Source organism: Pseudomonas sp. B111 (assembly GCF_026428275.1).
Taxonomy (GTDB): domain Bacteria; phylum Pseudomonadota; class Gammaproteobacteria; order Pseudomonadales; family Pseudomonadaceae; genus Pseudomonas; species Pseudomonas aeruginosa.
The window spans coordinates 4,511,511-4,527,536 of the sequence record NZ_CP097857.1 but is presented as its reverse complement, the minus strand read 5'-3'; the positions used below and the strand labels follow the sequence as shown (position 1 = coordinate 4,527,536).

At 68.8% G+C, this 16,026-nt stretch carries 11 protein-coding genes; 8 read left to right on the top strand and 3 right to left on the bottom strand.

The window, feature by feature from the left end:
* Window positions 1-144: 144 nt before the first annotated feature.
* Complete coding sequence (locus M6E97_RS21060; protein WP_003095321.1) at window positions 145-594, bottom strand: DMT family transporter; 450 nt, start codon at window positions 592-594, stop codon at window positions 145-147.
* A 208-nt stretch (window positions 595-802) separates the two neighbouring features.
* Window positions 803-2,848 (bottom strand): NADPH-dependent 2,4-dienoyl-CoA reductase, encoded by a 2,046-nt coding sequence (locus tag M6E97_RS21055; protein ID WP_015503716.1) that lies wholly within the window; start codon window positions 2,846-2,848, stop codon window positions 803-805.
* Between the two features lie 359 nt (window positions 2,849-3,207).
* On the opposite strand from M6E97_RS21055, the gene lipC reads away from it, so the two are divergent.
* The 7 genes from lipC to selB all read left to right on the top strand — a co-directional run bounded on the left by lipC (window position 3,208) and on the right by selB (window position 13,630).
* On the top strand, window positions 3,208-4,137 hold the full coding sequence (lipC, locus tag M6E97_RS21050) for a lipase LipC (RefSeq protein WP_031761192.1): 930 nt from the start codon (window positions 3,208-3,210) through the stop codon (window positions 4,135-4,137).
* A 307-nt stretch (window positions 4,138-4,444) separates the two neighbouring features.
* Window positions 4,445-7,525 carry a formate dehydrogenase-N subunit alpha gene (gene fdnG / locus M6E97_RS21045; RefSeq protein ID WP_010895684.1) on the top strand — a complete coding sequence of 1,027 codons (3,081 nt, stop codon included), beginning with the start codon at window positions 4,445-4,447 and terminating at the stop codon, window positions 7,523-7,525.
* Between the two features lie 8 nt (window positions 7,526-7,533).
* On the top strand, window positions 7,534-8,463 hold the full coding sequence (gene fdxH / locus M6E97_RS21040) for a formate dehydrogenase subunit beta (RefSeq protein ID WP_003106793.1): 930 nt from the start codon (window positions 7,534-7,536) through the stop codon (window positions 8,461-8,463).
* A gap of 71 nt (window positions 8,464-8,534) precedes the next feature.
* Window positions 8,535-9,161, top strand: coding sequence for a formate dehydrogenase subunit gamma (locus tag M6E97_RS21035; protein ID WP_003095316.1), 627 nt, complete (start codon window positions 8,535-8,537; stop codon window positions 9,159-9,161).
* 132 nt (window positions 9,162-9,293) lie between these two features.
* Window positions 9,294-10,223, top strand: a complete 930-nt coding sequence (fdhE, locus tag M6E97_RS21030; protein ID WP_003116089.1) for a formate dehydrogenase accessory protein FdhE — start codon at window positions 9,294-9,296, stop codon at window positions 10,221-10,223.
* A 78-nt stretch (window positions 10,224-10,301) separates the two neighbouring features.
* Window positions 10,302-11,708 (top strand): L-seryl-tRNA(Sec) selenium transferase, encoded by a 1,407-nt coding sequence (gene selA / locus M6E97_RS21025; RefSeq protein WP_033939355.1) that lies wholly within the window; start codon window positions 10,302-10,304, stop codon window positions 11,706-11,708.
* Window positions 11,705-13,630, top strand: a complete 1,926-nt coding sequence (gene selB, locus M6E97_RS21020) for a selenocysteine-specific translation elongation factor (protein WP_003457223.1) — start codon at window positions 11,705-11,707, stop codon at window positions 13,628-13,630. The genes selA and selB overlap by 4 nt, the downstream gene beginning before the upstream one ends.
* A gap of 3 nt (window positions 13,631-13,633) precedes the next feature.
* Here selB and M6E97_RS21015 read toward each other — a convergent pair whose 3' ends face one another.
* Window positions 13,634-14,317 carry a helix-turn-helix transcriptional regulator gene (locus M6E97_RS21015; RefSeq protein WP_079381529.1) on the bottom strand — a complete coding sequence of 228 codons (684 nt, stop codon included), beginning with the start codon at window positions 14,315-14,317 and terminating at the stop codon, window positions 13,634-13,636.
* Window positions 14,318-14,598: 281 nt separating this feature from the next.
* On the opposite strand from M6E97_RS21015, the gene M6E97_RS21010 reads away from it, so the two are divergent.
* Window positions 14,599-16,005 (top strand): aminotransferase, encoded by a 1,407-nt coding sequence (locus M6E97_RS21010; RefSeq protein WP_049310689.1) that lies wholly within the window; start codon window positions 14,599-14,601, stop codon window positions 16,003-16,005.
* The last annotated feature ends 21 nt before the right edge of the window (window positions 16,006-16,026 follow it).

The following is a 16,026-nucleotide window of genomic DNA, read 5'->3' as shown; positions in this document are numbered from 1 at the left end:
GCAGCCTTGTCCGCCAGCAGGCCTGGAGTCGCATGCGCGATGCGTGGGGTGGATCGCCTGGGCGCTGCCCTTTCCGCGGACGGGAGGCGTGGAGAACGCCGAGGCCGACTATAGGCCGGCCGATGCGTCCGCGGCAAGACGCACTCAGCCCTTGCGGATCATCCAGATGCCGGCGCCGATCAGTGCCAACCCGCCCAGCTTCAGCGCGCTGATCGGTGCCTCGCGGAAGCCGGCCCAACCGAAGTGGTCGAGGCTCATGGCCATGCCCAACTGGCCGGCGAGCACCAGCACCATGAACATCAGCGCGCCGATGCGCGGTGCGGCGAAGGCGGCGATGAAGATGAAGAACATGCCGAGGAAACCGCCGCACCAGTGCCACCAGCTCAGCCCGCGCAATGCCGCCAGGCCGGGAAACTCGCGCTGCGAGAGGGTCAGGGCGAGCAACCCGAGGGTGCCGACGAAGAACGAGATCAGTGCCGCGGCGAGGACGCTGGACACCTGCTTGGCCAACTGGCCGTTGATCCCCGCCTGCAGCGGCAGGCAGGCGCCGGCGAGCAGGGGCAGGACGAACAGCCACCAGGGGGGAGTGGGCATGGAAGACTCCTGGAACGATGACGGCGAGCGCGCCCCGCGCATGGCGAGGGACGGGCCGGAGTGGTACGGGGAGTCGCACAGTATGCACCAGGCGGGGGCGGAGGAGGAAAACGCGAGGCCCCATCGCTCGCCCTCGGATTCCGCCCGGCGGGTAATCGCGAGCGGTTGTTCGCCCTACGGCCGCCATGCCGCCAGCGGCGTTGTCCCCCTACAAGCGTGCCGCCAGCATGGCCCCCTCGCGAATCGCCCGCTTGGCATCCAGTTCCCCCGCCACTCGCGCCCCGCCGATCAGGTGGAAGCGCAGGCTTTCCGCCGCCTGGCTGATCTGCAACTCGCGCAGCGGCTCCTGGCCGGCGCAGATCACCACGTTGTCCACCTCCAGCCAGCGTTCCTCGCCGTCGACGCGGATCAACAAGCCGCGTTCGTCGATCTTCAGGTACTCCACCCCGCCGAGCATGCGCACGGCGTTGTGCCTGAGGTGCGCGCGGTGCACCCAGCCGCTGGTCTTGCCGAGCTGCGCGCCGGGGGCGCCGGGCTTGCGCTGGAGCAGCCAGACCTGGCGCGCCGGCTGCGTCGGAGCGGGTTCGCGGAGGCCGCCGGGCTGGCTGTTGTCGAGGTCCACGCCCCATTCCGCGAGCCATTCGCCGAGCGCCCGCGGCTGGCCGTCGCTGGGTGCGGCGACGAGGAAGGCGGCGACGTCGAAGCCGATGCCGCCGGCGCCGACGATGGCGACCCGCGCGCCCACCGGCGCGCCGCGCAGCACGTCCACGTAGCTGAGTACGGTCGGTCCGCCGATGCCGTCGATCCTTGGCCGGCGTGGCTGGATGCCGGTGGCCACCACCACGTCGTCGAACTGACCGTCCAGCTCGCCCTGGCGCACCCGGTGGCCGAGGCGCAGGTCGACGCCGAGGCGTTCCAGGCGCACGCGGAAGTAGCGCAGGGTTTCGCGGAACTCTTCCTTGCCGGGAATCCGCTTGGCCAGGTTGAACTGCCCGCCGATTTCCCCGCTCGCCTCGAACAGGCTGACCCGATGCCCGCGCTCGGCGGCCACGCAGGCGGCGGAGAGCCCGGCGGGGCCGGCGCCGATCACCGCGATGCGCTTCTGCGTGCGCGCCTTGCGGTAGCGCAACTCGGTCTCGAAGGCCGCCCGCGGGTTGACCAGGCAGGTGGCGCGGCGGTTGGCGAAGGCATGATCGAGGCAGGCCTGGTTGCAGGCGATGCAGGTGTTGATCTCCTCGGCCCGGCCGGCACCGGCCTTGGCCACGAACTGCGGGTCGGCCAGCAACGGCCGGGCCATCGATACCAGGTCGGCCTTGCCGGCGGCGAGCAGGGATTCGGCGACCTCCGGGGTGTTGATCCGGTTGCTGGCGATCACCGGCACCTTCAGTTCGTGGCGCAGCCGTGCGCTGACCTCGGCGAAGGCCGCGCGCGGCACCGAGGTGACGATGGTCGGCACGCGCGACTCGTGCCAGCCGATGCCGGTGTTGAGCAGGGTGATGCCGGCTTCCTCCAGGGCCAGGGCGATGCGCCGTACTTCGTCCCAGGTATTGCCGCCCTCGACCAGGTCGAGCAGCGACAGGCGATAGCAGAGGATGAAGCGTTCGCCGACGATCCGCCGGATGCCGCGGACGATCTCCAGCGCCAGGCGCATGCGGTTTTCCAGCGGGCCGCCCCACTGGTCGTCGCGGCGGTTGGTGCGCGGGCAGAGGAACTGGTTGAGCAGGTAGCCTTCGCTGCCCATCACTTCCACGCCGTCATAGGCGGCGGCCTTGGCCAGCCGCGCGCAACGGACGAAGGCGCGGATGGTCTTGCGGATGCCGCGCTCGGAGAGTTCGCGCGGGGTGAACCAACTGATCGGCGACTTCAACGGCGAGGCGGACACCGCCATCGGGTGGTAGCCATAGCGCCCGGCGTGGAGGATCTGCAGCAGGATCTTGCCGCCCTCGGCATGCACCGCCTGGGTCAGGCGACGATGGGCGGGCACCTCCAGGGCGCTGGTGAGGCTGCTGCCGAAGGGCAGCAGCCAACCTTCGCGGCAGGGCGCGAAGCCGCCGGTGACGATCAGCCCGACGCCGCCCCGGGCGCGCTCGCGGTAGTAGGCAGCGAGCTTGCCGAAGTCCCACAGGCGATCCTCCAGCCCGGTGTGCATCGAACCCATCACCACGCGGTTGCGCAGACGGGTGAAGCCCAGGTCCAGCGGGGCCAGCAGGTGCGGATAGGGAGCGGCGGCGAGCGGCGGGTAGGGGTTGCGCATGGCGCGGTTCCGGTAGCCAGGGACGCTTCACCATAGGAAGTTGCGCCGCCGCCGAATGCGGCCCGCTTGCCGGAACCGCCAGGCATTTCGGTCAAGCCGGCGGACTGGCTGATCGGATAGGTGCTCGCTGCGCTGCACCGCTGTGGCCCCGGGTGACAGGCGTCGAAAGCTCTCCGACAGCACTTGCGGCGCGGCGGGCGGAATGGGAACGGCGGCGCTGTTACCCGGGGTAATGGCGTGCGCCGGGAGCCCAACTTAAGCACGGCTCGACGCCTTTGGCGGCGCTGTCAGGCTGGGGTTCCGGCCCGCTCAGCACGTGCCTTGCCAACTGCCTGTCCAATCCGAACGGAGTCTCGACGATGAACAAGAACAAGACGTTCCTCGCGGCGGCGCTGGTAGCGCTGGCCGCCAGCCTTCCCGTGCACGCTGCGACCGACTACACCCGCACGCGCTATCCCATCGTGCTGTCCCACGGTCTGTTCGGCTTCAAGAGCGTCGGCCCGGTGGACTACTGGCACGCTATCGTGCCGGCCCTGGAGAAGGACGGCGCGAAGGTCTTCGCCACCTCGCAGTCGCCGGTGAACAGCAACGAGGTGCGCGGCGAACAGCTACTGGCGCAGGTGGAGGAAGTCCTGGCCCTGACCGGCGCGGAGAAAGTCAACCTGATCGGCCACAGCCAGGGCGGCATGACCGTGCGCTACGTCGCCGGGGTGGCGCCGCAACTGGTGGCCTCGGTCACCACCATGGGCACGCCGCACAAGGGCACGCCGGTAGCCGACGCGGTGACCGGCTTCAGCGAGTTCCTCGGGCCGATCGGCACCGAGGTGATCGCCTCGGCGGTGGAGGCGCTGTTCTCGGTGGTCGACATCGTCGACGGCGGCGAGTGGGTCAAGGGCGACGCGCTGGCTGCCCTGAACAGTCTCAACACTCCCGGCACCGCGCGGTTCAACCAGCGCTTCCCGCAGGCGATCCCGGCCAGCGCCTGTGGCCAGGGCGCGGAGACGGTAGCCGGGGTGCGCTACTACTCGATGAGCGGCACCGGCTCCCTGACCAATGCGCTCGACCCGAGCTCCGCCGGCCTGGCGGTGACCGGGCTGCTGTTCGGCGAGGCCAACGACGGTCTGGTCGGCCAATGCTCCAGCCACCTGGGCAGCGTGGTGAAGGACAACTTCCGGATGGACCATCTGGACGAAGTCAACCAGTTGCTCGGCCTGGTCAGCCTGTTCGAGAGCGACCCGACCCAGGTCTATCGGCAGCATGCCAATCGCCTCAGGAACGTCGGACTCTGATCCGCTCGCCGGGTCGCCGCAGCCCTAGGCGACCCGGCATTAGTCTTTGGTCTAATGGCACCTGGATATCACCTCCTGTTCGCGCGCCTCGCGGCGTTCGGACCTGTCCCGATTCCGCGCACCTTGCTGGACAAGGTTTGCGCCGCCGTGTAATGACTCCGGTCAAGGCAGAAAAACCCAGCGTTCGTGTAGGGTTCGCTGCCCCGTAGCCATGCCCGGCTGGCGTACCTCGCCAGGCTGGCTATCTTTTAACCAGAGACATCCGGCCATGTCCCGGGTGTCCTTTGCCTGATGCAGGAGATGCACGATGGATATGAACCGTCGGCAATTCTTCAAGGTCTGCGGTATAGGCCTTGGAGGATCGAGCCTTGCGGCGCTCGGGATGGCCCCCACGGAGGCCTTCGCCGACCAGGTCCGCCACTTCAAGCTGGCGCACACGGTCGAGACCCGCAACACCTGTACCTACTGTTCGGTCGGTTGCGGCCTGATCATGTACAGCCAGGGCGACGGCGCCAAGAACGTCGCGCAGAACATCATCCATATCGAGGGCGACGCCGACCATCCGGTCAACCGCGGCACCCTCTGCCCGAAAGGCGCCGGCCTGCTGGACTACATCCACAGCCCGAACCGCCTGAAGTATCCGGAAGTGCGCGAGGCCGGCTCCAGCGAGTGGAAGCGCATCGAGTGGGACGAAGCCCTCGAGCGCATCGCCAAGCTGATGAAGGAAGACCGCGACGCCAACTTCGTCGAGAAGAACGAGCAGGGCCAGACCGTCAACCGCTGGTTGACCACCGGCTTCCTCGCCGCGTCCGCCTCGTCCAACGAGGCCGGCTACATCACCCACAAGGTGATGCGCTCCCTCGGCATCCTGGGATTCGACAACCAGGCGCGTGTCTGACACGGCCCGACGGTGGCAAGTCTTGCCCCGACGTTTGGCCGTGGAGCCATGACCAACCACTGGACCGACATCAAGAATGCCGATCTGGTGCTGATCATGGGCGGCAACGCCGCCGAAGCCCACCCGTGCGGATTCAAATGGGTCACCGAAGCCAAGGCGCACAACAAGGCGCGGCTGCTGGTGGTCGATCCGCGTTTCACCCGTTCCGCCTCGGTCGCCGACTACTACGCGCCGATCCGGACCGGCACCGACATCGCCTTCCTCGGCGGCCTGATCAACTACCTGCTGGAAAACGACAAGATCCAGCACGAATACGTGCGCAACTACACCGATGTCTCGTTCATCGTGAAGGAAGGCTTCAGCTTCGAGGACGGCCTGTTCAACGGCTACGACGCCGAGAAGCGGACCTACCCGGACAAGTCCTCCTGGGGCTACGAGATCGGTGAGGACGGCTATGCCAAGGTCGACCCGACCCTGACCCACCCGCGCTGCGTGTTCAACCTGCTCAAGCAGCACTACAGCCGCTACACCCCGGACGTGGTGAGCAACATCTGCGGTACGCCGAAGGACATGATGCTCAAGGTCTGGGCGGAAATCGCCGAGACCTCCAAGCCGGGCAAGGTCATGACCATCATGTACGCCCTGGGCTGGACCCAGCACTCGGTAGGCGCGCAGATGATCCGCACCGGCGCGATGGTCCAGCTGCTGCTGGGCAACATCGGCATGCCCGGCGGCGGCATGAACGCCCTGCGCGGCCACTCCAACATCCAGGGCCTGACCGACCTCGGCCTGCTGTCCAACTCGCTGCCGGGCTACCTGACCCTGGCGATGGACGCCGAGCAGGACTACGACGCCTACATCGCCAAGCGCACGGCCAAGCCGCTGCGCCCGGGACAGCTGTCCTACTGGCAGAACTACGGCAAGTTCCACGTCAGCCTGATGAAGGCCTGGTTCGGCAAGTCGGCGACCAAGGAAAACAACTGGTGCTACGACTGGCTGCCCAAGCTCGACATGCCGGGCGCCGGCTACGACGTGCTGCGCTACTTCGACATGATGTACCAGGGCAAGGTCAACGGTTACTTCTGCCAGGGCTTCAACCCCATCGCCTCGTTCCCCAACAAGGCCAAGGTCGGCGCCGCGCTGGCGCGCCTGAAGTGGATGGTGGTGATGGACCCGCTGGTGACCGAGACCTCGGAGTTCTGGCGCAACGTCGGCGAGTACAACGACGTCGACACCGCCAGCATCAAGACCACGGTGTTCCGCCTGCCCACCTCCTGCTTCGCCGAGGAAGACGGCTCGATCGTCAACAGCGGCCGCTGGTTGCAGTGGCACTGGAAGGGCGCCGAGCCGCCGGGCCAGGCGCGTCCGGACATCGCCATCATGGCCGGGCTGTTCCACCGCCTGCGCGAGATGTACCGCAAGGACGGCGGGGCCTTCCCCGACCCGATCCTCGGCCTCGACTGGTCCTACCTCAAGCCCGACGAACCGGGCCCGGACGAACTGGCCCGGGAGTTCAACGGCAAGGCCCTGAGCGACCTGGTCGACCCGGCCAACGGCATGATCCTGGCCAAGGCCGGCGAGCAGTTGCCGGGCTTCGCCCTGCTGCGCGACGACGGCAGCACGGCGAGCGGCTGCTGGATCTTCGCCGGCTCCTGGACCCAGCAGGGCAACCAGATGGGCCGCCGCGACAACAGCGACCCCTACGGCATGGGCCAGACCCTCGGCTGGGCCTGGGCCTGGCCGGCGAACCGACGGATTCTCTACAACCGCGCCTCGGCCGACGTCAGCGGCAAGCCGTGGGACCCGGAGAAGAAGCGCCTGGTGTGGTGGAACGGCAAGTCCTGGGGCGGCACCGACGTGCCCGACTACAAGGCCGACGTACCGCCGGAAGCCGGGATGAACCCGTTCATCATGAACCCCGAAGGGGTGGCCCGCCTGTTCGCCGTCGACAAGATGGCCGAAGGCCCGTTCCCCGAGCACTACGAGCCGTTCGAGACGCCGATCGGGGTGAACCCCTTGCACCGCGACAACCGCAAGGCGATCAGCAACCCGGCGGCACGGGTGTTCAAGAACGACATGGAACTGTTCGGCACGGCCGACGAGTTCCCCTACGCAGCGACCACCTACCGGCTCACCGAGCACTTCCACTACTGGACCAAGCACTGCCGGCTGAATGCGATCACCCAGCCCGAGCAGTTCGTCGAGATCGGCGAGGCGCTGGCCAAGGAGCTGGGCATCAATGCCGGCGACAAGGTCAAGGTCTCCTCCAACCGCGGCTACATCAAGGCGGTGGCGGTGGTGACCAAGCGCATCCGCCCGCTGCAGGTGGACGGCAAGACCGTGCACCACGTCGGCATCCCGATCCACTGGGGCTTCGCCGGCATGGCGCGCAACGGCTTCCTGGCCAACACCCTGACCCCCTTCGTGGGCGACGGGAATACCCAGACGCCGGAGTTCAAGTCGTTCCTGGTCAACGTGGAAAAGGCGTGAGGTGAAACATGAGTAGTCAGGACATCCACGCCCGCTCCGCGACCACCACGCCGATGCCCTCGGTGCGGAACCAGGAGGAAGTGGCGAAACTGATCGACGTGTCCAAGTGCATCGGTTGCAAGGCCTGCCAGGTCGCCTGCTCGGAATGGAACGAGCTGCGCGACGAGGTCGGCCACAACCACGGCACCTACGACAACCCCATGGACCTGACGGCCGACTCGTGGACGGTGATGCGTTTCACCGAGCACGAGAACGAGGCCGGCAACCTCGAGTGGCTGATCCGCAAGGATGGCTGCATGCACTGCGCCGAGCCGGGCTGCCTGAAGGCCTGCCCGAGCCCGGGAGCGATCGTGAAGTACGCCAACGGCATCGTCGACTTCAACCAGGACAAGTGCATCGGTTGCGGCTATTGCATCACCGGTTGCCCGTTCGACATCCCACGGATCTCGCAGAAGGACCACAAGGCCTACAAGTGCAGCCTGTGTTCCGACCGCGTCTCGGTGGGCATGGAGCCGGCCTGCGTGAAGACCTGCCCGACCGGCGCCATCGTCTTCGGCAGCAAGGAGGACATGAAGGAACACGCCGCCGAACGCATCGTCGACCTGAAGAGCCGCGGTTACGAGAACGCCGGCCTGTACGACCCCGAAGGGGTGGGCGGCACCCACGTGATGTACGTGCTGCACCACGCCGACAAGCCGTCGCTCTATGCCGGCCTGGCCGACCAGCCGAGCGTCAGCCCGCTGGTCAGCCTGTGGAAGGGCGTGACCAAGCCGCTGGCGCTGCTGGCCATGGGCGCCACGGTGCTCGCCGGGTTCTTCCACTATGTGCGCGTCGGTCCCAACCGCGCGGACGACGAGGAAGACCACGGGCAAGCCGAGGCACCGGTGCACCAGGTCGATCCGTCGGTACACACCTTTGACCCGCACGAGCGTCGTTGAGCCTGCGCGCGGGCGTTGCCGGCGGTCCTCCGCGACCCGGCGGCAGCGGCGGCGCTCTCGAGGAGTCGGAAATGAAAAATGAAATCCAGCGCTACAACGCCAACGAGCGCAGCAACCACTGGGCCGTGGCGATCCTGTTCTTCATGGCCGGGCTGTCCGGGCTGGCGCTGTTCCACCCGGCGCTGTTCTGGCTGACCAACCTGTTCGGCGGCGGTCCCTGGACGCGTATCCTGCACCCCTTCCTGGGGCTGGCGATGTTCGTCTTCTTCCTCGGCCTGGTGGTGCGCTTCGCTCACCACAACCGGGTGCAGAAGAGCGATATCCAGTGGCTCAAGCAGTGGCGCGACGTGGTCAGCAACCGCGAGGAGAACCTCCCGGAAGTCGGCCGCTACAACGCCGGGCAGAAGCTGTTGTTCTGGGTGCTGCTGCTGAGCATGCTGACCCTGCTGGTCACCGGCATCGTGATCTGGCGCCAGTACTTCAGTGCCTGGTTCGGCATCGAGGCGATCCGCCTGTCGGCGCTCCTGCACGCCTTCGCCGCCTTCGTCCTGATCGCCAGCATCATCGTGCACATCTACGCCGGCATCTGGGTCAAGGGCTCGATGGGCGCGATGCTCTACGGCAAGGTCAGCCGCGCCTGGGCGCGCAAGCACCATAACGGCTGGCTGAAGGAAGTCGGCAAGGGCGAGGAGCACTGACGCGTATAGTGTCGCCATCGCCCGACCGGAGGCCCCAGCGATGGGGCCTTTGCATTCATTCCGCGCCCCTCCGGGCGCCCGATCGTTGCGGCGCGGCCCACCGGCCCGCCGGCGCAGACCCGAGGAGTTCCCGTGTCACGCACCATTCTTCAGCCGGGGCAGATCGAAGCCGCCGCCAACATTCCCCCGCACCTGCACCAGCCGTCGCGCGACCTGTTCGCCCGCCGCGGCGAGCGCCTGCTGCAACTGGCCGAGGGGCACCCGATGGGCGACTACCTGCGGCTGGTCGCCGGTCTCTGCCGGCTCCAGCAGGCGCTGCTGGACAACCCGCCGGCCCTGGCCCCGCTCGACCCCGAGCGCCTGCGCAAGAGCCGCGAGCACGGCATGCCGCCGCTGGCCTACGACCTGCTGGTGCGCGAAGGCGCCTGGTTGCCCTGGCTGGATGCCCTGCTCGCGGGCTACCCGGCACCGGCCAACGCCGCCGTCGGCGCGGCACTCGAACAATTGCGCGAAGCCGACGAAGGCCAGCGCAAGGCCTGGGCCATCGCCCTGCTCAGCGGTCAGTTCGACCTCCTGCCGGCGGCCCTGGTGCCGTTCCTCGGCGCCGCCCTGCAAGTAGCCTGGAGCCATTGGCTGCTGGGACTGGAGGAGGGCGCGGTGGTCGAGACCGAGAGCCGGACCCTGTGCCCCGCCTGCGGCTCGCCGCCGATGGCCGGGATGATCCGCCAGGGCGGCAAGGAAACCGGTCTGCGCTACCTGAGCTGCTCGCTGTGCGCCTGCGAATGGCACTACGTGCGAATCAAGTGCAGCCACTGCGAGGAAAGCAAGCACCTGGCCTACCTGTCCCTGGAGCATGACGGGCAGCCGGCGGAAAAAGCCGTGCTGCGCGCCGAGACCTGCCCCAGTTGCCAGGGCTACCTGAAGCAGTTCTACCTGGAGTTCGACCGCCACGCTGATGCCCTTGCCGACGACCTGGCCAGCCTGGCGCTGGACATGCGCCTGGCCGAGGACGGCTACCTGCGGCGTTCGCCGAACCTGTTGCTGGCCCCCGGCGGCGAATAGCCGAAGACGCTGCGGGCATGCGCCGACGCGTCTATGATGGGCGTGTCGGTGACCCTACCCTGTGGATAAGGTTTCTCCATGAGTTCCGTTCGCTTGCCTTCGGTCGACCGCCTGCTGCGCAGCGCGGCGGCCGCTCCCCTGCACCAGCGCTACGGCCGCGAGGCGTTGCTGGCGACCCTCCGCGACCTGCTCGACGAACTGCGCGAGCCGGCCCGACGCGGTGCCCTCGCCGAGATCGAACTGAGCGAGGCGGTGCTCGCCGGGCGCGCCGGCGAACGCCTCGCCGCGCAGCATGCCAGCCGCGTGCGGCGGGTGTTCAACCTGACCGGCACGGTGTTGCATACCAACCTCGGCCGCGCCCTGCTGCCGGACGAGGCCATCGAGGCGATCACCCTGGCCGCGCGCTACCCGCTGAACCTGGAGTTCGACCTGGCCAGCGGCAAGCGCGGCGACCGCGACGACCTGATCGCCGGGCTGATCCGCGAACTCACCGGCGCCGAGGCAGTCACCGTGGTCAACAACAACGCGGCGGCGGTGCTGCTGGCGCTGAACAGCCTGGGGGCGCGCAAGGAAGGGATCATCTCGCGCGGCGAGCTGATCGAGATCGGCGGTGCCTTCCGCATTCCCGACATCATGGCCCGCGCCGGCGTGCGCTTGCACGAGGTGGGCACCACCAACCGCACCCACGCCAGGGACTACGAAGCCGCCATCGGCCCGCGCAGCGGCCTGCTGATGCGCGTGCATACCAGCAACTACAGCGTCCAGGGCTTCACCTCCAGCGTGCCCACCGCGCAACTGGCGGCCATCGCCCATGGCCACGGCCTGCCGCTGCTGGAAGACCTCGGCAGCGGCACCCTGGTGGACCTGACCCGCTGGGGCTTGCCCAAGGAACCGACGGTGCAGGAAGCCCTGGCCGACGGCGCCGACATCGTTACCTTCAGCGGCGACAAATTGCTCGGCGGGCCCCAGGCCGGGCTGATCCTCGGCAACCGCGAACTGATCGGGCGGATCAAGAAGAACCCGCTCAAGCGCGCCCTGCGCGTCGACAAGCTGACCCTCGCCGCCCTCGAGGCGGTGCTCGGCCTGTACCGCGATCCGGACCGCCTCGCCGAACGCCTGACCACCCTGCGCCTGCTCAGCCGCCCGGCGGCGGAGATCCGCGCCCAGGCCGAGCGCCTGGCGCCGGCGCTGGGCGAGGCACTCGGCGAGGGCTGGGAGGTCGCCGCGGTCGACGCCCTGGGCATGATCGGCAGCGGCGCGCAGCCGGTGGCGCGGCTGGCCAGCGCCGCGCTGTGCCTGCGTCCGCAGCAGCCCAGGCGCCTGCGCGGACGCGCCCTGCGCAACCTCGAGGAAGCCCTGCGCGGGCTGCCGCTGCCGGTGATCGGTCGGCTCGACGACGACGCCCTCTGGCTCGACCTGCGCCAGCTCGACGACGAGCCGGCGTTCCTCGCCCAGTTGCCGCGACTGCGGAGCGAGCTGTCGTGATCGTCGGCACCGCCGGGCACATCGACCACGGTAAGACCTCGCTGCTGCGCGCCCTCACCGGCATCGAGGGCGACCGCCGCCCGGCCGAGCGCCAACGCGGGATCACCATCGACCTGGGCTACCTCTACGCCGACCTTGGCGACGGCAGCCCCACCGGCTTCATCGACGTGCCCGGCCACGAGCGCTTCGTCCACAACATGCTGGCCGGCGCCAGCGGCATCGATTGCGTGCTGCTGGTGGTGGCCGCCGACGACGGCCTGATGCCGCAGACCCGCGAGCACCTGGCGATCGTCGAACTGCTCGGTATCCGCCGGGCGCTGGTGGCGCTGACCAAGATCGACCGGGTCGAGCCGCAGCGGGTGCAACAGGTGCAGACCCAGGTCGAACACCTGCTGGCCTCCGGACCGCTGGCGCGCTCGCCGATCTTCCCGCTCTCCAGCAGCACCGGGGAGGGCGTCGCGGCGTTGCGCGAAGCACTCGGCGGGCTCGCCGGCGAAGTCCGCGAGCGTAGCCGCGAGGGATACTTCCGCCTGGCGGTGGACCGGGCCTTCAGCGTCGCCGGCAGCGGCATCGTGGTCACCGGCACGGCCTTCTCCGGACAGGTCGCGGTGGGCGACGAACTGCTCCTCGGCAACGCCGGACGGCCGGTACGGGTGCGCGGCCTGCACGCGCAGAACCGGCCCGCGCAACAGGCCTGGGCCGGCCAGCGCGTGGCCTTGAACATCGCCGGCGAGCGCCTTGCGCTGGAACAGATCCAGCGCGGCGACTGGCTGCTGCAGGCAGCGCTGCACGCGCCGACCACGCGGGTCGACATCGACTTCCGCCTGTTGCCCGACGAACTTCGCGACTTCACCCACTGGACCCCGGTGCACCTGCACCTGGGCACCCAGGACGTCACCGGACGCCTGGCCCTGCTCGAAGGCGAACAACTGGAGCCTGGCCACCGCGCCTTCGCCCAACTGGTGCTGAACGCGCCGATCCAGGCCCTGCACGGCGACCGCCTGGTGCTGCGCGACCAGTCGGCGCAGCGCACCCTTGGCGGCGGGCGGGTGCTCGACGGCGCCGCGCCGGCGCGCAACCGACGAACGCCGGCACGTCTGGCACAGCTTCAGGCGCTGCGCCAGGAAAGCCTGGAGGAGGCGCTGCCGACCTTGCTCGGCGCGGCCGAGAACGGCCTCGACCCGCAACGCCTGGTGCAATCCTTCAACCGCCCGCGCGAGCACTGGCGGCTGCCGGAAGAGGTGGTCGAGGTGCAGACCCGCCTCGGCCCCCGGTTGTTCGCCGGGGAGCGCTGGTTCGCCCTGGTCGAGCAACTGCTCGCCGGCCTGCGGCGCTTCCACGAAGAGCTACCGGACGAACTCGGTCCCGACCGCGACCGCCTGCGTCGCTACGCCCTGCCGCAGCTGGAGCGGCCGGTGTTCATCGCCCTGCTCGACGCCGCCCTGGCCGGCGGCGATGTGCACAGCAGCGGGCCCTGGCTGCACCTGCCCGGCCACGAAGTGCGCCTGAGCGATAGCGAGGAGCAACTGCGCGCGCGCCTCTGGCCGCTGCTCGAAGCCGGCCGCTACGACCCGCCCTGGGTTCGCGACCTGGCCCGCGAGCTGCGCCAGGACGAAGCCGCCATGCGCAACCTGCTGCGCAAGCTGGCGCGCCTGGGCCAGTTGCAGCAGGTGGTGCGCGACCTGTTCTACCCGGAAGCCACCCTGCGTCAATTGGCCGAGATCGCCGTGCAGGTCCGCGACCCCGCCGGGCTGATCCGCCCGGCGGAATTCCGCGACCGCCTGGGCATCGGCCGCAAGCGCAGCATCCAGATCCTCGAGCACTTCGACCGCATCGGCCTGACCCGCCGCATCGGCAACGACCGTCGCCTGCGCGAGGGCTCGGCGCTGGCCGAACAGTTGCTCGGCGGCGTCTCGCCCTGAGTCTCAGGGGCCGACGCGCTGCCCCTGGCTCAGGCACTCGATGAACAGCGCGAACAGTTCCGACTGCGAGCCGACTTCCAGCTTGGTGTAGAGATTCTTCCGGTGCATGCGCACGGTCTCCGGGGAGATGTCCATCAGCCGCGCGCTGGATTTCGCCGAGTGGCCGCTGAGCAGCAGGTGGCAGGCTTCGCGTTCGCGGTCGGTGAGCACGCCGCGACCGAAGCCGCGCAGCACTTCCTGAAGGCGCGGGGCGAGGTCGGCCTGCGGGTTCGGCGAGAAGTTGGCGCGCCCGGCGCAGAACTGCCGGGCCAGCTCCAGCACCGGCGGCGCCAGGCCGGCGAGGGCGGCGACCTGGGCGTCGCTGTAGCGGCTCGCCGAAAGGCCGTTGTAGAGACAGATCGAGAGCTTCTCGGTAGGGCCGAGGTCGAGGATGTAGTAGACGTCCTCCACCGCTCCGGCGCCGAGGTAGTAGGTCTGGTAGTAGGCGCTCTGGAAGAAGTCGTCGGGGGCGATCTCGCCGAGGGTGTAGAAGCCTTCCGGAAGGCCTTCCTCCACCGCCAGGCAGAAAGGGTCGAGCAGGTAGCCGCGGGAGAAGTAGCGGCGGATGATCGCCTCGCGGAAGCGCTCGGCGATGCCGCGCTCGTAGAGCAGGGTGGGCGCGTGGCCCTTGCGTTCCAGGCTGATCATGCTCGACTCGATCGGCACCAGTTGGTGGATGGCGTCGACCAGCGCGGCGAGGAAGTCGGGTTGGCGCAGGCGCCGGATCGCCAGCGCCAGGTGTTCGTGCCAGCGGTCGAGGGCGTTCGGGGCGATGGCCTGCATGGACGGTACGGCTCGTTCTTGTCGTTGTCGCCGCAGGATAGCAAGCCGCGTCGGCCGCACCCAGCGCTTACCCCAAAATGGGGTATGGCCCGCCGCGCGGTGCTCTTGCACCCTCGGAGCATCCATCCGAGAAGAGCGACAGCCCGATGAACGCAAGACTGCACGCCACGTCCCCCCTCGGCGACGCCGACCTGGTCCGTGCCGACCAGGCCCACTACATGCACGGCTACCACGTGTTCGACGACCACCGCGTCAACGGCTCGCTGAACATCGCCGCCGGCGACGGCGCCTATATCTACGACACCGCCGGCAACCGCTACCTCGACGCGGTGGGCGGCATGTGGTGCACCAACATCGGCCTGGGGCGCGAGGAAATGGCTCGCACCGTGGCCGAGCAGACCCGCCTGCTGGCCTATTCCAATCCCTTCTGCGACATGGCCAACCCGCGCGCCATCGAACTCTGCCGCAAGCTCGCCGAGCTGGCCCCCGGCGATCTCGACCACGTGTTCCTCACCACCGGCGGTTCCACCGCCGTGGACACCGCGATCCGCCTCATGCACTACTATCAGAACTGCCGCGGCAAGCGCGCCAAGAAGCACGTCATCACGCGGATCAACGCCTACCACGGCTCGACCTTCCTCGGCATGTCGCTGGGTGGCAAGAGCGCCGACCGGCCGGCCGAGTTCGACTTCCTCGACGAGCGCATCCACCACCTTGCCTGTCCCTACTACTACCGCGCTCCGGAAGGAGTGGGCGAGGCTGAGTTCCTCGATGGCCTGGTGGAGGAGTTCGAACGCAAGATCCTCGAACTCGGTGCCGACCGGGTGGGGGCGTTCATCTCCGAGCCGGTGTTCGGCTCCGGCGGCGTGATCGTCCCGCCCGCGGGCTACCACCGGCGGATGTGGGAGCTGTGCCAGCGCTACGACGTGCTGTACATCTCCGACGAAGTGGTGACCTCCTTCGGCCGCCTCGGCCACTTCTTCGCCAGCCAGGCGGTGTTCGGCGTACAGCCGGACATCATCCTCACCGCCAAGGGCCTCACCTCCGGCTACCAGCCGCTGGGTGCGTGCATCTTCTCCCGGCGCATCTGGGAGGTGATCGCCGAGCCGGACAAGGGCCGCTGCTTCAGCCATGGTTTCACCTACTCCGGCCACCCGGTGGCCTGCGCGGCGGCGCTGAAGAACATCGAGATCATCGAGCGCGAGGGCTTGCTCGCCCACGCCGACGAGGTCGGCCGCTACTTCGAGGAGCGCCTGCAAAGCCTCCGCGACCTGCCCATCGTCGGCGACGTGCGCGGGATGCGCTTCATGGCCTGTGTCGAGTTCGTCGCCGACAAGGCGAGCAAGGCGCTGTTCCCGGAAAGCCTGAACATCGGCGAGTGGGTCCACCTGCGGGCGCAGAAGCGCGGCCTGCTGGTTCGTCCGATCGTCCACCTGAACGTGATGTCGCCGCCGCTGATCCTCATCCGCGAACAGGTCGATACCGTGGTCCGGGTGCTGCGCGAGAGCATCGAGGAAACCGTGGAGGACCTTGTCCGCGCCGGTCACCGGTAAGCGCCGGGGCGCCGCCGGCGT